22 protein-coding genes are annotated in these 18,812 nt (G+C 59.5%); 8 read left to right on the top strand and 14 right to left on the bottom strand.

The annotated features are described in order from the left end of the window. Positions 1 to 105: 105 nt before the first annotated feature. The 5 genes from HAT86_RS02900 to HAT86_RS02880 all read left to right on the top strand — a co-directional run bounded on the left by HAT86_RS02900 (position 106) and on the right by HAT86_RS02880 (position 2,924). On the top strand, positions 106 to 624 hold the full coding sequence (locus HAT86_RS02900) for a CIA30 family protein (RefSeq protein ID WP_167193219.1): 519 nt from the start codon (positions 106 to 108) through the stop codon (positions 622 to 624). Between the two features lie 39 nt (positions 625 to 663). Beyond that, on the top strand, positions 664 to 1,011 hold the full coding sequence (locus tag HAT86_RS16975; protein WP_269204294.1) for an SH3-like domain-containing protein: 348 nt from the start codon (positions 664 to 666) through the stop codon (positions 1,009 to 1,011). Next, positions 1,004 to 1,267: an SH3-like domain-containing protein gene (locus HAT86_RS16970; protein WP_167193217.1), complete on the top strand. Its 264-nt coding sequence runs from the start codon at positions 1,004 to 1,006 to the stop codon at positions 1,265 to 1,267. The genes HAT86_RS16975 and HAT86_RS16970 overlap by 8 nt, the downstream gene beginning before the upstream one ends. A 3-nt stretch (positions 1,268 to 1,270) precedes the next feature. After that, positions 1,271 to 1,912 (top strand): nitrile hydratase subunit alpha, encoded by a 642-nt coding sequence (gene nthA / locus HAT86_RS02885; RefSeq protein ID WP_167193215.1) that lies wholly within the window; start codon positions 1,271 to 1,273, stop codon positions 1,910 to 1,912. A 73-nt stretch (positions 1,913 to 1,985) separates the two neighbouring features. Further along, positions 1,986 to 2,924 (top strand): lysophospholipid acyltransferase family protein, encoded by a 939-nt coding sequence (locus tag HAT86_RS02880; RefSeq protein ID WP_167193213.1) that lies wholly within the window; start codon positions 1,986 to 1,988, stop codon positions 2,922 to 2,924. Between the two features lie 46 nt (positions 2,925 to 2,970). Here HAT86_RS02880 and hemF read toward each other — a convergent pair whose 3' ends face one another. The 5 genes from hemF to HAT86_RS02855 all read right to left on the bottom strand — a co-directional run bounded on the left by hemF (position 2,971) and on the right by HAT86_RS02855 (position 6,921). Continuing rightward, positions 2,971 to 3,861, bottom strand: a complete 891-nt coding sequence (hemF, locus tag HAT86_RS02875; RefSeq protein ID WP_167193211.1) for an oxygen-dependent coproporphyrinogen oxidase — start codon at positions 3,859 to 3,861, stop codon at positions 2,971 to 2,973. Between the two features lie 13 nt (positions 3,862 to 3,874). Further along, the gene (locus HAT86_RS02870) at positions 3,875 to 4,675 is read right to left on the bottom strand and encodes an SDR family NAD(P)-dependent oxidoreductase (RefSeq protein ID WP_167193209.1); all 801 of its coding nucleotides are present in this window, start codon (positions 4,673 to 4,675) and stop codon (positions 3,875 to 3,877) included. Positions 4,676 to 4,724: 49 nt separating this feature from the next. Next, positions 4,725 to 5,723, bottom strand: coding sequence for a class I SAM-dependent methyltransferase (locus HAT86_RS02865; protein WP_167193207.1), 999 nt, complete (start codon positions 5,721 to 5,723; stop codon positions 4,725 to 4,727). Positions 5,724 to 5,730: 7 nt separating this feature from the next. After that, positions 5,731 to 6,078, bottom strand: a complete 348-nt coding sequence (gene clpS / locus HAT86_RS02860) for an ATP-dependent Clp protease adapter ClpS (RefSeq protein ID WP_167193204.1) — start codon at positions 6,076 to 6,078, stop codon at positions 5,731 to 5,733. Positions 6,079 to 6,201: 123 nt separating this feature from the next. Next, complete coding sequence (locus HAT86_RS02855) at positions 6,202 to 6,921, bottom strand: DUF1223 domain-containing protein (RefSeq protein ID WP_167193202.1); 720 nt, start codon at positions 6,919 to 6,921, stop codon at positions 6,202 to 6,204. Positions 6,922 to 7,150: 229 nt separating this feature from the next. Between HAT86_RS02855 and acnA the strand changes: the two genes are divergently transcribed. Together acnA and HAT86_RS16965 are read left to right on the top strand one after the other, a co-directional pair. Then, a complete protein-coding gene (gene acnA / locus HAT86_RS02850; protein WP_167193200.1) occupies positions 7,151 to 9,904 on the top strand; it encodes an aconitate hydratase AcnA in 2,754 nt (917 codons plus the stop codon). 213 nt (positions 9,905 to 10,117) lie between these two features. Beyond that, on the top strand, positions 10,118 to 10,252 hold the full coding sequence (locus HAT86_RS16965) for a hypothetical protein (RefSeq protein ID WP_269204293.1): 135 nt from the start codon (positions 10,118 to 10,120) through the stop codon (positions 10,250 to 10,252). A 73-nt stretch (positions 10,253 to 10,325) separates the two neighbouring features. Here HAT86_RS16965 and HAT86_RS02845 read toward each other — a convergent pair whose 3' ends face one another. From HAT86_RS02845 to yajC, 9 genes are all read right to left on the bottom strand, one after another. Beyond that, on the bottom strand, positions 10,326 to 10,859 hold the full coding sequence (locus HAT86_RS02845; protein WP_167193198.1) for a DsbE family thiol:disulfide interchange protein: 534 nt from the start codon (positions 10,857 to 10,859) through the stop codon (positions 10,326 to 10,328). Continuing rightward, entirely contained in the window at positions 10,852 to 11,010 is a 159-nt protein-coding gene (gene ccmD / locus HAT86_RS02840; protein ID WP_196780488.1) for a heme exporter protein CcmD, read from the bottom strand. Before ccmD ends, HAT86_RS02845 begins: the two co-directional genes overlap by 8 nt. Next, entirely contained in the window at positions 11,007 to 11,744 is a 738-nt protein-coding gene (locus HAT86_RS02835; protein ID WP_167193196.1) for a heme ABC transporter permease, read from the bottom strand. Before HAT86_RS02835 ends, ccmD begins: the two co-directional genes overlap by 4 nt. A 17-nt stretch (positions 11,745 to 11,761) precedes the next feature. Beyond that, entirely contained in the window at positions 11,762 to 12,418 is a 657-nt protein-coding gene (ccmB, locus tag HAT86_RS02830) for a heme exporter protein CcmB (protein ID WP_167193194.1), read from the bottom strand. Continuing rightward, a complete protein-coding gene (gene ccmA, locus HAT86_RS02825; protein WP_167193192.1) occupies positions 12,415 to 13,032 on the bottom strand; it encodes a heme ABC exporter ATP-binding protein CcmA in 618 nt (205 codons plus the stop codon). The genes ccmB and ccmA overlap by 4 nt, the downstream gene beginning before the upstream one ends. Positions 13,033 to 13,096: 64 nt before the next feature. Then, a complete protein-coding gene (locus tag HAT86_RS02820) occupies positions 13,097 to 13,450 on the bottom strand; it encodes an Mth938-like domain-containing protein (protein ID WP_167193190.1) in 354 nt (117 codons plus the stop codon). Between the two features lie 12 nt (positions 13,451 to 13,462). Beyond that, complete coding sequence (locus tag HAT86_RS02815) at positions 13,463 to 14,215, bottom strand: sulfite exporter TauE/SafE family protein (protein ID WP_167193188.1); 753 nt, start codon at positions 14,213 to 14,215, stop codon at positions 13,463 to 13,465. Beyond that, positions 14,208 to 16,841 (bottom strand): protein translocase subunit SecD, encoded by a 2,634-nt coding sequence (gene secD, locus HAT86_RS02810; protein WP_167193186.1) that lies wholly within the window; start codon positions 16,839 to 16,841, stop codon positions 14,208 to 14,210. Before secD ends, HAT86_RS02815 begins: the two co-directional genes overlap by 8 nt. Before the next feature lie 52 nt (positions 16,842 to 16,893). Further along, the gene (gene yajC / locus HAT86_RS02805; RefSeq protein ID WP_167193184.1) at positions 16,894 to 17,175 is read right to left on the bottom strand and encodes a preprotein translocase subunit YajC; all 282 of its coding nucleotides are present in this window, start codon (positions 17,173 to 17,175) and stop codon (positions 16,894 to 16,896) included. 209 nt (positions 17,176 to 17,384) lie between these two features. Here yajC and HAT86_RS02800 point away from each other — a divergent pair, with 209 nt between their 5' ends. After that, positions 17,385 to 18,731 carry a pentapeptide repeat-containing protein gene (locus HAT86_RS02800; RefSeq protein WP_167193182.1) on the top strand — a complete coding sequence of 449 codons (1,347 nt, stop codon included), beginning with the start codon at positions 17,385 to 17,387 and terminating at the stop codon, positions 18,729 to 18,731. Positions 18,732 to 18,812: the final 81 nt, after the last annotated feature.

The raw sequence follows: 18,812 nt of genomic DNA, 5'->3' as shown, positions 1-18,812 counted from the left end.
CATGCCTCGAATCGACAGCGCGCCCTCCCGTGCTTGGCCTGACCAGATAAGCCGGTAGCGAAAGCTGCTCTTGGCCAAAACAACTGCCTGCGCTAGGTTAACGGCATGTCCACATCATCCCCCATCATAGACAATCTTTCACTGCCCGCAGGCCAAACCACCTGTGGCACCACATGGGAATTGGTCTCGGATCGGGTCATGGGCGGGGTCTCGGACGGTTCGCTGACCCATTGCACGGTGGAAGGCCGCCCCGCCCTGCGCATGACAGGCACGGTCAGCCTTGAGAACGACGGTGGATTCTTGCAAATGGCACTGGATCTGCGCCCGGATGGCTGCGGTGTCGATGCCAGCGGCCAGACCGGGCTGGCGCTGGACATTCTGGGCAACGATCAACGCTACAATATCCACCTGCGCACCGCCGATGTCACGCGACCGTGGCAATCCTACCGGGCGGAATTTACCGCGCCGGGCCACTGGACGACCATAAAACTGCCGTTCTCGGATTTCACGCCACACCGTTTGACCGCCCCGCTGGATCTATCCAGCCTGCGCCGGGTCGGCCTTGTAGCCATCGGTCGTGCGTTTACCGCCGATCTGGCTTTGGGTGATCTGCGCTTTTACTGACCTCTGGACAGCCGCGCCCCTTGGCCCTACCCTGCCCGTATGATGGATACCGATGGACGCCGCTGGCACGATATGGGCGGGCAGGATGCTGGCCCGGTTTGTGCCGATGACCATGATTTCGCGCTTTGGGAAAAGCGTGTCGATGCCTTGATGGTGCTTTGCGGTGCCAAAGGGTTTTTTACCGTCGACGGCCTGCGCCGCGCGCTTGAAGATATGGGCGAAGACGCGTTTGAAACCATGTCTTATTACGAACGCTGGATTGCCGCGATCAATCAAAACCTGCTCGAATACGGGGCCTACACCCCGTCTGAGTTGGGCGAACGGATGGAACAGATCGCCGAACGCGGCCCCACCTATGCCGCCGCCCAAAAGGCCCACGATGCCTGAGCGTGTGCGCGTCAAAACCATCATGCCGCCGGGCCATGTACGCATCCCGGCCTATCTGCGCGGCAAAACCGGCGTGATCGAACGCGCGCTTGGCCCTTTCCCCAACCCCGAGCAACTGGCCTATGGCCTGCCCGCTGCCAGCCAACCGTTGTACCGCGTGCGATTTACCATGGACGAGCTTTGGGGCACCGCCGCCGAACACCCCAACGATACGCTGGATGCCGAAATCTATGGCCATTGGCTGGAGAAGGTCTGACACATGCCCCACGATCACCACGACCATTCCGGGCTGAGCCCCTCGGGCCATCCCTACCGCGCCGATAACGACACACCGCTCAGCTATTGGCAGCGCATGGAAATCGCGGTGCGCGAGCTTTTGATCGAAAAGGGCCACCTTGATGCCGCCGCGGTGGCCGCGCAGATCGACGCGATGGATGCCCGCAGCCCCGCCAATGGCGCGGCGGTCGTGGCCCGCGCATGGACCGATCCGGCCTTCAAGGCGCGCCTGTTGGACAATGCGTCGCAAGCGTGCCGGGATATGGGGTTCGATATCGGCCCGCTGCATCTGATCGCGGTCGAAAACACGCCGGACACCCATAACATGATCGTCTGTACACTGTGTTCATGCTATCCACGCAACCTGCTGGGTCTGCCGCCGGATTGGTACAAAACGCGCGAATACCGCGCGCGCGCCGTGCGCGAGCCACGGGCCGTACTGCGCGAGTTTGGGGTGGACCTGCCCGACAGCACCACCATCCGCGTGCATGACAGTACCGCCGACATGCGCTATATCGTTTTATCCGCCCGGCCCGCTGGAACCGACGGCATGACACAAGACCAGCTTGCCGCGCTTGTGACCCGCGACAGCATGATCGGCACCGGTCTGCCCCGCACCCCATGACGCCGCCCTTGGTCTTGTGATCATGTTGCGCAGGGCGTATGTCTGCGCAGCAAGACTCCAAAGGCCACCCCCGATGACAGACCCAAGCCCAAGTTTTCTTGACCGCGCGCGTGACACCGCCCTTGGGCTGGCCATCTATGCGCCGATCGCATTGGCACGGCGGCTGCCCTACCGCTGGCGTGTGCCGGTGATGGGCTGGATCACCTCGCGGATCATAGCCCCGATCGCCGGGTATGACCGCCGCGTGCGCGACAATCTCGCCCATGTCCTGCCAGACCTGCCAAAGGCCGAGGTGCGGCGACTTAGCCGCACTGTTGCCGACAACGCCGGGCGCAACATGATCGAACTGCATTCCCCGAATGCTTTCATCGCGCGCACCCGCGATATTCCTCTGGAGGGTCCGGGCGTCGACCTGATCCGCGCCGCCCGTGCCCAAGGCCGCCCGGTGATCTTTGTCACCGGGCATTTTGGGAATTTTCATGCGGCGCGCGTGGCGCTTGTGGCGCAGGGGTTTGACATGGGGGTGTTCTATCGCCCCATGGCCAACGCGTTTTACAATCGCCGCTACACGCACTGCATGGAAACGCTCAGCACGCCAATGTTCCAACAGGGCCGGCGCGGTATGATGCAAACGGTCAAGCACCTGCGCGCGGGTGGCGTTCTGGCGATCCTGACCGACCTGAACGCGCTTGATGGCGTGCCGCTGGACTTTTTTGGCAAACCCGCCCTGTCGTCACTGGCGACCGCGGAAATGGCGCTCAAGTTCGACGCGCCGCTGGTGCCCGTCTGGGCGATCCGCGCCGAAAACGGGCTGGATTTCCGCGTCATCGTCGAAGAGCCGGTGCCTGCCACCGATCCGGTCACCATGACCCAAGAGGTCAACAACCGGCTGGAAGCGATGGTGCGCCAGCACATGGATCAGTGGTTCTGGATTCATCGCCGCTGGAAAAACGGCACCGGCCCCTTGGCGGATCGTGGCGCGAAACAATTGAAAAAACACCGCAACGATTGAACGGCGTCCGGCGCGGCGGCCTGTCAGGGCCGACAAGCCGCGCGACTCAGACCCATTTGGCCAGTGGTGGCAGGCTCATCAGCACGGCATTGGCGTCATGGCCTGTCGCCAGACCAAACTTGGTGCCCCGGTCGTAGACAAGGTTATATTCGGCATAAAGCCCACGATGCACCAGTTGCGCGTCCTTGTCGGCGTCGTCCCATGGCTGCACCCGGCGCTGTTCCACCAGCGGCACAAAGGCGGGCAGAAACGCGCGGCCAATATCTTGCGTCAGGGCGAAATCCGTCTCCCAATCGCCGGAATTCTGATCATCCATGAAAATCCCGCCCACACCACGCGCGCGGTGCCGGTGCGGGATATAGAAATATTCGTCGGCCCAAGCCTTGAGGCGCGGGTAAATATCCGTGCCATGCGGGTCCAGATGCGCCTTTTGGGTGGCGTGAAAATGTGCTGTATCCGCGTCATATTCGATGCAGGGGTTCAGGTCCGAGCCGCCGCCAAACCACCATGCGCCCGGCGTCCAGAACATCCGCGTGTTCATATGCACCGCGGGCACATGCGGGTTTTGCATATGCGCCACAAGGCTAATGCCGCTGGCCCAGAAACGCGGGTTGTCCGCAATCCCCGGCACGCCGCGCGCGGCCATTGCCTTTTGCGCGGCCTCGCCCAAGGTGCCGTAGACTTCCGATACGTTCACACCGACCTTTTCAAACACGCGCCCGCCACGCATCACGCTCATCAAGCCGCCGCCCGCATCCGATCCGTCGTCGCTGGCGCGCGTGGTCTCGGTCACCTCAAAACGACCCGCCGCAGCCTCGTTCAACGGGCCGGTCGTGTGGCTGTCTTCCAATCCTTCGAAAGCTGCAACGATCTGATCACGCAACTCGCGGAACCATGTCGCCGCGCGGGCCTTTTGATCCAGCATATCACCACTCATGTCTTGTCCCTCTTCAATGCGCCGGGGCCGCGACCGGATCCAGCAGGCAGCGCCCACCATCCACGGTCATGATCTGCCCGGTCATAAAGCCCGAGCCGTCACTGGCAAGGTACTGCACCGCTTCGGCCAGTTCCGTGGGCGAGGCAATGCGCCCCAAGGGGGTGTGATCCTCGATGTCGGCGCGATAGTCTTTTTTCTCGCGCAGTGTGTCTTTCAGCGACGCCGACATGACCGAACCGAAGGCCACGGCATTGACCCGTATCCGATAGGAGGCCAACGCCACGGCCATGCTGCGTGTCATCTGGTCCAGCGCGGCGGTTGACACCGAATAGGCCATCAAATCTGGATGCGTGCGCCGCGCCGCGATCGACGACAGGTTCACGATCGCGCCGGCATTGCCCTCGGTCTTGCCTTCGGACTGCTTGATCATCCGCTTGGCGACCATTTGGCTTAGCCGCAGCGAGGTCATCAGGTTTTGCTGCAACAACTGCTCAACCGCGTCGTCATCGGGGTTCAGCGCGTCAGAGGGCATCACCTGACGGCAGGCATTCACAAGGATATCTACCTTGTCAAAAGCATCTATCGTCGCCGATAAAAGATTGGCCTGCGTCAGACGCTCGCGCAAATCCCCGGCGAAATAGCGAATATTCGACGCGTCCTCGTTCTGGCCCAGTTCCTTGACCAGCCGTTCCTCGTCCATGTCGGCGAACATAACGTTTGCGCCCTTATCCGCGAAATGGCGGCCAATGGCCAAACCGATGCCATTGGCGCCGCCGGTCACGATGGCGGTCTTGCCTGAAATGGAAAATGACATGAGTGGGAACCCTCTTTCGTGTTTGCGCCCGCACGCAACCTAAGCCATTTTACCGGCGCTTGCGAGCCACCCCGCGCCCCAGCAAAACCTTGAACCGATTGTCGCCCGTCACTTCCTCCACATGAGAGAAACAGGCGCGCATTTCCGCTTCATAGGGCAGATGACGATTGGCCACCAGCCAAAGCACGCCGCGCGGGGCCAGCATCGCGGCGGCGGCCCGCACGAAGGCCCGGCCCAGATCGGGATTGGCATTGCGCCCGCTGTGAAACGGCGGGTTGGTGATCACCGTGTCGGCCGGTGTCTCGGGGCGCCAGCGCGTGGCGTCTTTCCAATGCAGCACGGCGCGCGGATCAGTCAGGTTCTCACGCGCGCAAGCCAGTGCGGCGTGATCAGCCTCGACCAGATCAAGCCGTTCAATGGTATCACGGCCATCCAGCGCCCGGACGCTCAGATAGCCCCAGCCACCGCCCAGATCCACCACGTGCCGCCCCAGTTTGACGGGTAAGTGATCGGCCAGAAGTTTCGACGCCGGGTCAATCGCGTCGGCTGAAAACACCCCCGGCGCGGTCACGAATCCGCCCTCAACCTCTTGATGCTGGGGCGCGGTCCAGTCGTCAAACGCACCTTGTGGCGCGGTAAACCAGAACAGTTTGCCGTGCGCCTTGTTCACCGGCGCGGACAGATCGGCGCGTTCACGGCACGCCTTCAGGATCGAATCCACCCCGTCCGTTTTGGCCCCGTCCACGATTAGAGGCCCGTCCGTCACACTGGCTGCTTTTGCAATCAGGGCGCGGGCCAACGCCTTGGCGCGGGGCAGGAAAATCACCGATGCGGCATAGCGGCCCTCGGGCTTGACCGCACAGGTCAGCCCCAGCCCCCCGAAATAATCATGATCGGGCTTCAAGCCGCTGATCAGATGACAGCGCGACAGGGGCAACCCGGAAAGATCCACCCCCTCGCGCGGGGCAAACAGCGCGATGCGCCCGGCCTCGGGCAGCTCAAGCAGGCCAGCCTCAAGGGCCAGCGACAAGCGGGATTGGATGCTCATCCCTGCGCTACTCTTTTTCCATGGTGCATTGCAGCGGATGCTGGTGACGGCGGGCGAAATCCATCACCTGCGTGACCTTGGTCTCGGCAATCTCGTGGCTGAACACGCCCACAACGGCGACGCCCTTTTTGTGAACCGTCAGCATGATCTCAAACGCTTGCGCGTGGTTCATTCCGAAAAATCGTTCCAACACGGCGACGACGAATTCCATCGGCGTGTAGTCGTCATTCAAAAGCAAAACCTTGTAAAGCGGCGGGCGCTTGGTTTTTGGGCGCGTTTTGACAACGACCGACGTATCGGTGTCATCATCGCCGTCGTCCTCGCTGGACATCATCCATAGGCTATACGTTGACATGCTGTTCCGTACTTTGCTGAGTGTCGTCCTGCAAAAAGGCAATATAACTTTTCTACGCCCCGAGAAAAGGGGCAGTCTTTCAACGAGCATTCAAATTCGCCGGCCAAGGCCCGACACAGCCGCTTAGCGCAGGATGCTGACCGCCTGAATTGGCCCCTGCCCAATTTTCTGTAGCAACACGACCACGGGCTGATCCCCCTTGATGGGCAGGCTAATCGACAAGGGTGCCGCCCCGTCCCAATCCGCCACCACCGACCAATCTGTCACGATGTTGGAATAGCCAAGGGTGCGGCCTGCATTCTCGCCTTTGCGCACCTTGACGTCTTTTTGCGGGATGTAGCGCACCACATGCACTTGCACTGGCGCTTTCAACGCGCCCTCGGCGCGGATGCGCAACTGATCGCCGTCACGCTCTGCCTGCAACTCAATGCTGCGGCCAACCGATTTGTGCTTGGCGATCAGGTCGGCCAACTTCATCGCCTTGGTGCCGACGATGGCATGCTGTCCGTTCACCACGATCTGCGGGGTGTAGACCATGTTTTCGCCGCGCGCGGCGGCATAGGCCTTTTGACGCGCGGTGTTGCGCGGATCACCGAAACTGTCTTTCCAGCCGATGTAATCCCAGTAATCCACATGCAGCGCCAGCGCGACAATGTCGTCGCGCTTTGCCAACTCGGCCAGCAACGCGTCAGCCGGTGGACAAGACGAACAGCCCTGCGACGTGAACAATTCAACCACCACCTTGCGCTGTTCGGCCTGCGCAGGCGACGCAGTCAGGCCCGCCACCGCTCCCAAAAAGCATAGGCCCGTGGCAAAAACCGTTTTGGAAAAAAATCGTGTCATGTCGATGTGCCTGTTGCGCATGTGCAATGTGATATTTCATGTATCGCCATGGTGGTGCAATGACCAATCAAGGTTTCGCGAGACCACGGTGATCCCGGCGGCGTATCCTGAGAGTGGACTTTTTGTGTGCAATAGTATACAAATTGCACCGTGCCCCCTTGATCGCTTGTGTCAAATCGGTCAGAAGCAACGCAGCGAATTCCTGCCTTGAGAGTGAAAGGAAGGCCATATGCCCATCTCCGTTGGACACGACACCGCCAAAACCCGCAAAGAGCTTAGCATCAATGGCAAGACCTTTGCCTATTATTCGATCAAAGCCGCCGAGCAATCCGGCCTTGGTGATTTTTCAAAACTGCCCGCCGCGCTGCGCGTGGTGCTGGAAAACATGCTGCGTTTCGAGGACGGCAAGACCGTCTCGACCGAGGATATCAAGGCGTTTTCCGAATGGGCCGACAAGGGCGGCAAAAACCCCCGCGAAATCGCCTATCGCCCGGCCCGCGTTTTGATGCAGGACTTTACCGGCGTTCCCGCCGTGGTCGATCTTGCGGCGATGCGCGATGGAATTGTGGCGCTTGGCGGCAAAGCCGAACAGATCAACCCGCTGAACCCGGTCGATCTGGTCATCGACCACTCGGTCATGATCGACGAATTCGGCAATCCCCGCGCCTTCCAAATGAATGTTGACCGCGAATATGAGCGCAACATGGAACGCTACCAGTTCCTGAAATGGGGCCAAGGCGCGTTCAACAATTTCCGCGTGGTGCCACCGGGCACCGGCATCTGCCATCAGGTGAACCTTGAATACCTTGCGCAAACCGTCTGGTCCGATGTCGATCAGGACGGTGTCGAGGTGGCCTATCCCGACACGCTGGTCGGCACAGACAGCCACACCACCATGGTCAACGGCGCTGCCGTTCTTGGCTGGGGTGTTGGCGGGATCGAGGCCGAGGCCGCCATGCTGGGTCAGCCGATTTCCATGCTCATCCCCGAGGTTGTCGGGTTCGAGCTGACCGGCGCGATGATGGAAGGCACCACCGGCACCGACCTTGTCCTGAAGGTCGTGGAAATGCTGCGTGAAAAAGGCGTTGTCGGCAAGTTTGTCGAATTCTACGGTGAGGGGCTGGACAACCTGCCGCTGGCAGATCGTGCGACCATCGCCAACATGGCCCCCGAATACGGCGCCACCTGTGGTTTCTTCCCGATTGACGACGAAACCCTGCGCTACCTGCGCAACACGGGCCGCGATGAAGACCGGGTTGCGCTGGTCGAAGCCTACGCCAAGGAAAACGGCTTCTGGCGCGATGCCGGCTATGCGCCGATCTATACCGATACGCTGACCCTGGACATGGGCACCATCGTTCCGGCCATCTCGGGCCCGAAACGCCCGCAGGATTACGTGACGCTGGACAAGGCGGCATCGGCCTTCTTTGACGTGGTTGCTGAATACCGCGGCGAAGATGAAACCGCAGCCGCCACTGACATGGCATCGGAAGGGCCCACCCCCGACGCCCTGATCGACCCGCGCAAGATCGCCGAGGTCGATGGTGAGGACTACAAACTGCATGACGGCTCGGTCGTGATCGCTTCGATCACCTCCTGCACCAACACCTCGAACCCCTATGTGATGATCGGGGCGGGTCTTGTCGCCCGGAAGGCGCGCGCCCTTGGCCTTGATAGCAAGCCTTGGGTGAAAACCTCGCTTGCGCCGGGCAGTCAGGTGGTGTCGCATTACCTTGAGGCGGCTGGCCTGCAAGAAGATCTTGACGCCATTGGCTTCAATCTGGTCGGCTATGGCTGCACCACATGCATCGGCAACTCGGGCCCGCTCCAAGACGAAATTTCGAAGGCCATCAACGACAACGATCTGATCGCAACCAGCGTTCTGTCGGGCAACCGCAACTTCGAAGGCCGGATCAGCCCCGACGTGCGCGCCAACTATCTGGCCTCACCGCCGCTGGTGGTGATCTATGCCATCGCGGGTGATATGAATATCGATCTGGTCAACGAACCGATTGGCACCGACAAAAACGGCAAGGATGTCTACATGAAAGACATCTGGCCCACGCAGGCCGAAATTGCCGAACTGGTCGAACAAACCGTCACCCGCGAGGCGTTCCAATCGAAATACGCCGACGTGTTCAAGGGCGACGACAAGTGGCAGTCGGTCGAAACCTCCGAAGGCGAAACCTATGATTGGCCACCGCAATCGACCTATGTGCAAAACCCGCCCTACTTCCAAGGCATGGCCAAAGAGGCCGGCACCATCTCTGATATCAAGGGCGCGCGGATGCTGGCCCTGCTCGGGGACATGGTCACCACCGACCACATCAGCCCGGCAGGCAGCTTCAAGCCCTCGACCCCGGCGGGTGAATACCTGACCGAACGTCAGGTGCCGGTGCGCGAGTTCAACTCTTACGGGTCACGCCGCGGCAACCACGAAGTGATGATGCGCGGCACCTTTGCCAACATCCGCATTCGCAATGAAATGCTGGACGGTGTCGAAGGCGGCTATACCAAAGGCCCGGATGGGGAACAGACCTCGATCTTCGATGCGGCCATGGCATGGCAGGACAAGGGCGTGCCGCTGGTCATCGTCGCAGGCGAGCAATATGGCGCAGGCTCCAGCCGGGACTGGGCCGCGAAGGGTACCAACCTGTTGGGCGTCAAGGGCGTGATTGCCGAAAGCTACGAACGGATCCACCGCTCAAACCTTGTGGGCATGGGCGTGATCCCGTTCGAGTTCACAGGTGGTGATAGCCGCAATACGCTGAACCTGACCGGCGATGAAAGCTTTGATATCACCGGGCTGGAAGGCGACATGAAACCGCAAGCCGAGGTGCCCTGCACCATCACCTATGCCGATGGCACGACGAAAGAGATTACGCTCAAGTCACGCATCGATACGGCGGTGGAAAAGGAATATGTCGAAAACGGCGGCGTGCTGCACTACGTGCTGCGCAACCTCGCCAAATCCGCTGCCTGATCGCGGATCGGCTTGGAACACCGGGGCGGCCTGCGGGCCGCCCTTTTTTGTTTACGCGTCCGAGTGCCGCAACCCGGTTTAAGCGCCACCGGAAGCAAAAATGTGCTCCGCACAAGTATGGGGCATAATCCCGAAAACTCCCCCTTTTATTTACCTCTGAACACCCCAATTAGGGCCCATACCCAAAGTGCGGGCAAATGGCGGGACGGATTTATGCGGGCAATCATCATTCTGGTTCAAGCGGGCATTCTGACGATGATGGCGGTCATCGGCGCGCAGGGCGACAGCGAAAGCAACAAGCCCTGCCCCAGTCTGACCCCAAATGCCAAGGTTGAATGCAGCCTTTGATGCGCCCTACCGTCGATGATCGGCGGCGCATCTCGGCAGGCACAACGCGCCGTTACAGCCGTGCGTGCGCCCCTCAGCGCGCCTTTTCGATGGCGGGCAAGATCTGGTTTTCCATGGCCCGTTCGGTGATCGGGCCGGCAAACCTCAACACGACCCGCCCGTTGCCATCAATCACATAGGTTTCCGGCACGCCGTATACGCCCCAGTTCAGCGCCATGCGCCCGGCCTCGTCGGCACCGATGGCGGTATAGGGATCGCCCAAATCATTCAAAAACTTCAACGCGTTGCCAGGTTTGTCCTTGTAGTTCACGCCGTAAATCGTGATGCCCTGATCAGACAGCGTTTCAAGGTTCGGGTGCTCTACCCGGCACGGCGCGCACCAACTGGCCCAAAAGTTTACCAGCTTTACGTCACCTGAGCGTAGGTCACTGTCGCGCAGGGGCGTTTTCTCCCCCAAGGGGATCACCTCAACCGCAGGCGCAGCGCGCCCTTCCATCGCCGACGGCAGGTCGTTGGGGTTTTCGCGCTGCAATCCCACAAAGGCCAACACGGTAAACCCGGCCACGATCACCAGCGGCGCCGCCATCAGCGGTGAGATTTTAGCCATTTCTTTTCACTTTCATTTCAATGTCTTGCAACTGCGCCTTGATGCGTTTCGAGCGCCGCACGCTCAACCACACCAAGACCATCAGCAGCACAAGTGACACCGCGTAAGACGATAAAACCGCGTCAGCATATTTTCCCAGATCCGGCATCATCCCATCCGCTCCCGTGCCAAAAGCGCCCGCATCCGCCGCGCGCGAATTTCCGTACGCGTCCGTAGCAATACCAACGCTATGAAAAGTAACACAAACCCCGCAATGCACACCAACAACGGATACCAAAACACGTCGGCCACGTTTTCTTCCTTATCAAGGCTCAGTGACGCCCCCTGATGCAATCCTTGGTTCCAGAAATTCACCGCATAGCGGCTGAGCAATGCAAAGACCGATCCGACAAGACACAAGATGCTGGTCAGGTCAGCGGCGGTATCATCGTTGTCAATCGCCTCCCACAGGGCCATGTAGCCCAGATAGAACAGGAACAGGATCAGGAACGAGGTCAAGCGCGGATCCCACGCCCACCATGTGCCCCACATCGGCTGGCCCCAAATCGCGCCGGTGGCCAAGGCAATCACCGTCATCACCGCCCCTATGGGCGCCGCCGCCCGTGCGGCCAATGCGCTGACATGGTGCCGCCGCACGATCCAGATCAGCGATGTCACCAGCATCATCAGCCAGACATTGATCGCCATCAGCGCGCTTGGCACGTGCAGGTAGATGATCTTGACGGTCGAGCCTTGGCGATAGTCATCCGGCGTGAAGAAGAACCCCCAGACCAGCCCGACGATCAATGACACGACGGCCAAGACAGACACCCACGGCAACACCTTCTCGGTGGTCTGAATGAATTTCTTGGGGTTCGCGTAGGCCCAAAGTGCGTTCAGATTCATTGTCGTATCCCGTATGCTTAGCGCAGGTTGACCTTCAATACCGCAGCCGAGGCAAAAGGCAAAAGCGCGATGGTGCCGCAGGTGATGCCAGCCAGCATCAACAAGGGCGTTGTATAATCCAGCCCATCGACCCCACGGCGCGCCATTTCCGCGCCAAAGATCAATATGGGCACATAAAGCGGCAAGACAAGCAGGCTGAGCAGCAGCCCGCCGCGTTTCAGCCCCACCGTCAGCGCCGCGCCGAATGTGCCAATGACGCTCAGGGCCGGGGTGCCCAACAACAACGACACGACCAGCGGCATGTAACCCGGCGCAGGCAAGCTTAGCAGCAGGCCGAACACCGGCGCCGCCAGCACCAGTGGCAGCCCGGTTGTCAGCCAATGGGCAAGCGCCTTGATGGTTACGATCGCCTCCATCGGCAAGGGGGCCGTGGCCAGCAGATCAAGGCTGCCATCCTCCCAATCCAAGGCCAGGATACGATCCAGCGACAGCAGGCACGACAACAGCGCCCCCAGCCACAAAATACCCGACGCGATGCGCGCCAAAAGGTCACTTTGCGGCCCCACGCCAAAGGGCACCAGCGTGACGACAATCAGGAAGAACGCCAACCCAAGGCCAAAGCCGCCACCGGCGCGCATCGCCAGCCGCAAATCGCGGATCAGCAAGGCAATCATAGGAACGCCTCGTCGAAATCATCGACTTCGGCGGCAACGGCCCGGTATGGTCCGACCTCCAGCACATAGGCCTCGGGCAATCCAAGCTCGATATGGGTGGCGATCAAGGCCGAGCCACCCCTGCGCAAATGCGCGCGCACCGCTTCGGCGAACATGGCGACCGCTTCGGCATCCAGTGACACGGTCGGCTCGTCCAGAATCCAGACCGGCCGCCCCGTCACCAACAGCCGCGCCAGCCCCAAGCGGCGCTTTTGCCCGGCCGACAGCCCACCGGCGGGCCGTGTGACCAATCGTTCCAACTGGAACGCCGCAATCGCGGTTTCAATATCCGTTTCGCCAAAAACCTGCGCCCAGAATTGCAGGTTTTCGGCAACGCTCAACGTGGCCTTTATGCCATCGGAATGCCCGGCATACACAATGCTGTCAGGGTCGGTCTCAACCCGCCCGGACACCGGCGGCTGAAGCCCTGCGACCGTGCGCAACAGCGTGGTCTTGCCAATCCCGTTGGGGCCGCGCAACACAATCGCATGGCCCGGATCAAGCGTGAATGACACGCCTTCCAGAACTCTGACGCCACCGCGCGCGATGGTGAGGTTTGACACATTCAATCCCATGCAAATGTCCCTACCCCAAAGCCATACCTGCTGAAAGTGACCTGGATCAAAAGCGGCCGTTTTTTCACACCGGCAACAGTGCGGCCGCCACCCGGCGTCCCTCGGACAAAAGGACATTGAAGGTCCGGCATGCCGCAGGGGAATGCATCACCTCAACCCCAAGGCCTGCGTCTTCCAGTATCTGGCGCAGATCGGCGGGCAAATGGGCCGTCTCGGCCCCGGTGCCGATGAACAGAACATCCACCTGCCCGGCCAAGTCCAGCAAAGGCGCGAGATCGTCATACCCGGACCACCTGCGCACGTGCCCGGACGTAACCAGAACGGCACCGTCCAGAACTTCGCCGCCAACCCGGAAAAAGCCCGGCCCATAGCCATCAATCGGCGTCGCCTCGGAAAAGGTCACTTCGTGCATCTGCATGTCACGTCTCCCTCAGGTCCAGATCGGCAGGCCGGTAAGAACCGCTGCCCCAATTACGCCATATGCGGCCCACCGGTACAGCCGCTCGTGGCGTGGGTCAAACATCGACTGACCGATCAATGTGGTGAAAAAATAGGGCACCGCCAGTATCGCGGCCAGAAATGCGGTGTTCAGCGTCACCGCCTGCCGCAACAATAGGTTTACAACGATCACCACATCCAAGGCGGCAAGAAACAAAATCGTATTGGCCCTGACCGATTGCGCCGTGGCGCGTCCAGCCAGATAAAACAGGATCACGACCGGCCCGGTCAACCCGGTCAGCCCGCCAATTACACCGGCCACCGCGCCAATACCGCCAAGACGCAGTTTCGACACGTATCCCGAAAACCGCCAGCCCGCCACCAAGGCGACCAAAGTGACCGAGGCAATGGCCGCCACGATCCATCGTATCGACTCGATTGGCAGACGATCCAGCAACCACAGGCCAAGCGGCACCGTCAGCAGCGCCATCAGCGCCAACAGCCCCACCTCGGGGCGGTTGGCCTGCCCCCACGCGCGCGGCAAAAGCGCCGCTGTGCTGGCAATGCCTGTCAGGGCAATCAGGCCAATCACGACGGCAGGCGGCAAAAAGATGCCCGCCACCGGCACGAAAATCAGCGCCGTGCCGAACCCTGTGAACCCGCGCACCAGACCGGCAATACCAATCGTCAGGACAAGCCACAGCAGGCCCGGCATGGACCAAGCCTGCACCAACGCATCAGGCATCTACGTTCGAAAACTGATTTCCTTGGTTCGCGTCGGGCTTGGACCAATCGCGTTTGACACCCAGCCACAACAGCACTGTGCTGGCGACGAAAACCGACGAATAGGTGCCGATGATCACGCCCCATATCATCGCAAAGACAAAGCCGCGGATCACATCGCCGCCAAGCACAAACAGCGCCAGCAAGGCCAGCAAGGTGGTGACCGATGTCATCACTGTGCGCGACAACGTCTCGTTAATCGAGATGTTCAGCACCTCTTTCAGCGATTTCTTTTTGTATTTTCTCAGGTTCTCGCGCACCCGGTCAAACACCACCACGGTATCGTTCAAGGAATAGCCGACGATGGTCAGCAAGGCCGCGATGATGGCCAGATCGAACTGGATTTGCAATTCAGAGAAGATTCCGATGGTCAGCACCACATCGTGCACCAAGGCCGCCACGGCCCCAAGCGCGAACTGCCATTCAAACCGCATCCAGATATAGACCAGGACCGCCGCGATGGCCAAGGCGACCGCGATCATCGCGGTTTGGATCAGTTCGCCCGAAACTTTCGGCCCGACACTTTCCACCGAGGTGAATTTCAGATCGGACGCCACCGCTTGTAGGGCGGTTTTCACCTCTGCGATCACATCCGCCGAAACGCTTTCCTGCCCCTCTTGGGCCTGAATGCGGATCATGGCGACGTTCTGATCGTCCTCAAACGTTGGATCGAACACTTCGGTGATACTGACATCGCCCAATTGCAAAGGCTGGATGGCATCGCGATACGCCCCGATATCCACAGGCTGCACGGCCTCGGTTCGGATCGTCGTTCCACCACGGAAATCAATCCCATAATTCAGGCCTTGCAACAGGAACGAGCCCGACGCGACCACGATCAGGACAGCCGACAGGCCCAAAGACAGCTTCCAGCGGCGGAAGAAATCCCATGTGGTGTCTTTCGGAACAAGACGCAGCGCGCGGCCTTCCAGCACGGTTTTCGGGCGCTTGCGTTCAAACCAGATCACCACGATCAGACGGGTGACAAAGAGCGCGGTAAAGACCGACGTGATGATGCCAAGCCCCAGCGTAATGGCAAAGCCTCGCACCGGCCCCGAGCCCATGGCATAGAGGATCAACGCCGTGATGAAGGTGGTGATATTGGCATCGGTAATCGCACTCAGGGCTTTTTCATAGCCCAGTTCGATGGCCCGCGCCGGGCCTTTGGCGGTTCTCATTTCCTCGCGGATACGTTCGAACACCAGCACATTGGCGTCCACCGCCATGCCGATGGTCAGAACGATGCCAGCGATCCCCGGCAGGGTTAGCGTGGCCCCAATCATGCTGAGCAAGCCGAAAATCAGCACGACATTCACGATCAGCGCAATATTTGCGAAAATCCCAAACGTGCCGTAGCTGACGACCATGAAGACCAGCACAAGCGCAAAGGCCACGATGCAGGCAATCTTGCCCGCCTCGATGCTGTCCGCGCCCAGCTCCGGCCCGATGGTGCGTTCTTCCAGAAAATCCAGCCCCGCGGGCAAGGCACCGGCCCGCAACAAGACAGCCAGTTGCGTGCTTTCCTCGACGGTGAAGTTACCGGTGATAATCCCGGACCCGCCAGGAATATGGCTTTGGATCACCGGCGCGCTGATCACTTCGCCGTCCAGGACGATGGCAAAGGGGCTACCGATATTTTCGGCGGTGTAATTGCCGAATTTGCGCGCGCCCGTGGGGTCAAAGCGGAACGACACCGCAGGCCGCCCGTTCTGATCGAAATCGGGTTGCGCATCGACCAGTTCCTCGCCGGTCACGACCGGTGCGCGCTCCAACGTGTAGAATTGGCCCTCTTCATCAAGCGAGGGGAGAATCTCATTGCCCGCGCCGGGGGCCGCGTCGGCATCCTGCGTGCGGCCGATGACCGGCTGGAACGTCAGTTGCGCGGTCGTGCCGATAATCGCCTTAAGTTCTGCCGCGCTGCCGACCCCCGGCACTTGAATTAAGATACGGTCCGCGCCTTGGCGTTGAATCGTCGGCTCGCGGGTGCCGACCTCATCGATCCGGCGGCGGATGATCTCAAGCGCCTGCCGCACGGTGCGGTCATCGGTGGCGCGTTGCTCGGCCTCGCTCAGGCGGATGACGATCTCGTCGCCCTCGGTCGTCACCTCAATATCGCTGGCCCCTGCCCCGCTCAGGCTAGTGACAGGCCGGGCCAAGCCGCGCACAAGGCTGGCCGCATAACCAACCTCATCGGGCTGGTCCACCAAGCGCACCCGCAATTCGGCGGCCTGCGTGGGTTGCAGGCGAATAGGACCGACCCGGCCCCGTTCCTCGCGCAGCAAATCCCGCACCTCGGGCCACATGCTTTCGATGCGCGACTGGTAAACGTCCTCAACCTGCACCTCGGCCAACAGATGTGCCCCGCCGCGCAGGTCCAGCCCCAGATTGACCAGCCCCGAGGGCAGCCATTCGGGCCACTGCGCGGCTTGTTCTACCAATTGCGGCGTTTGCGCACCGGCCTCAACAGCCTTCAGGGCGTCATTGTGCGTTTCGACCCGGCTGTAAAAAGCGTTCGGCAAGGCCAGCAACAAGCCCAGGGCAACGACACCCCAGATCACGATGCGTTTCCACAGGTCGATTTGCAGCATTATCCTGCCTTTTCAATAGGGTGCCGGGTTTTGGCGTATTAATGATTGGGCTTCAGCCCTCGGCGGGTTCGGTCTTGTTCAAGACTTGGGCGATGGTCGATTTGACAACACGCACGCGCACGCCGTCGGCCAGTTCAACCTCGACCTCGTCCTCTTCCTTGACCTTCGAGACCTTACCGATCAGCCCGCCTTGGGTGACAATCTGATCACCACGGCGCAGGGCCTGGACCATCGCCTTATGCTCCTTGAGCCGCTTTTGCTGCGGACGGATCAACAGGAAATACATGATCGCAAAGATCAGAATGAGGGGAATGAACTGTCCAATGGCTTCCATCTGGGTCTTATCCTTTGTTTCAAGGGGCGCTACCCGCCCTGCCGAATTGCGCGGAACCTATGACCCGAGCAAACCATTTGCAAGGCGCTAAGGGTGGTTGGGTTTGGTTGCAATGTTTTGAGTGGAGAAAACCGACGGTGGCTGAGGGGTGGGCGCTGCGCGATTTTCGTGCTTAGGTTGCGGAAATGTGACTCGGGAAGGGTAATCAGTTGGGCGAAGATCAGGTGACTATCACGCTACCAATATCAGGCCATGCGTTTGGTGTTATCATTACCGTTCTGGGCGTGGCTCTCTTATCAATCTTTGTTTTCTGGGCGACGGGAAAAGCAAAGCGGAAAGACTGGCTTTCTACACTGCGTCAGCGCTTGGGGTTGACCGGTTTGCATCAGGTTTTGGTGGTGTTTTTCATCATCTTGTGGGCTGCGCTTTTTGTGGCTCTGCTCACCGGCGTTTTCTGGGTGCTTTTCGCTATCGGGGAAAGGATGAGCGTTTCTTCGGAAGAAGAAGGGCAAGACCTACGGTGGTATCTACTGACGCTTACGGCAGTTACAGCGGCACTTGGGGCGGTGATTGCGCTTCCCTTCACTTTGATAAAAACCGCATTGAACAACAGGCAAACTGAGACCGCCGAACAAGGCCTGATCACTGATCGGATCAACAAGGCGGTTGAGGGTTTGGGTCATGCGAAGAAAAGCGTGCGAATTGGCGCCTTACACAGCTTGTATACCCTGGGGCGTGATGAGCGCGTTTTTCCCGGCCAAGTTTCCGGTATTATGGCCAGCCATATCAGAATGCTGGCGAAGAAACGCAAGACTGAACCTTTCCCGGACCCAATTCCTGAGGTTTATGAGGGCAGTCATTCTCGCGCATTTAGTTGCAAAAACCATTTCGCCTTTCTGCAGCGGAACGACAAATCTCTTTCCAAGTGGCTTGAAGAATTACCCAAACCATCCGAGGAACTACAGACGGCCATCACTCTTTGGGGCCGTTTGCCTCGTAAAGAAAAGTTCAAGACTGATTTCAGCGATTGCAATTTTACGAAAGTGAAATTCGTAGATTGTGACCTTAGCCAAATAAACTTCACATCCACGAAACTGGATGGTGCCAAGTTCCATCATTGCAGGTTCTTAGGTTCGTCATTCAATGGCACCAAAGAAACTGAGAAATCTAGCGACGATGGATGCTCATTTCATGTAGCAAACGGCGCTACCTTGTATCAAACGTATTTCAGGAAATGTGAATTTAAGTTTGCACGTGCTGTGGGAGCTGTATTTGACGGCGCAATATTCGTCGATTGCAGAATAAAGTTCTCTGATTTTTCTGGAGCGTCTTTTGCTATGTCAGAGTTTCGAGACTGCGAAATAACTGGGACACTCTGGTATTTGGCTTTCATAAAATATCTAAGTAAGGGGATAAATGACATTCTTGAGGGAAATTTAATCTACTTGGCAGACTGGCCTGAAACTTGGGATTCTGAGAACGTAAAAAGCATTCGAACTCCGACAGATCACGATAATGCCGAAGATGAGTGGCATCAGCTTTACGGAGAGCGATAACTTTTGAAATCGACTTTTTCACTGCTTGACCCGTAGAAAGATGTCACGTTTTTCCCCATCCCCCAAACCCTAACCCCTCTG

Origin of the sequence: Roseovarius gahaiensis (genome assembly GCF_011601345.1) — a bacterium.
In the GTDB taxonomy this organism is placed as follows: Bacteria; Pseudomonadota; Alphaproteobacteria; order Rhodobacterales; family Rhodobacteraceae; genus Roseovarius; species Roseovarius gahaiensis.
This window is presented reverse-complemented; position numbering and strand designations above follow the sequence as displayed.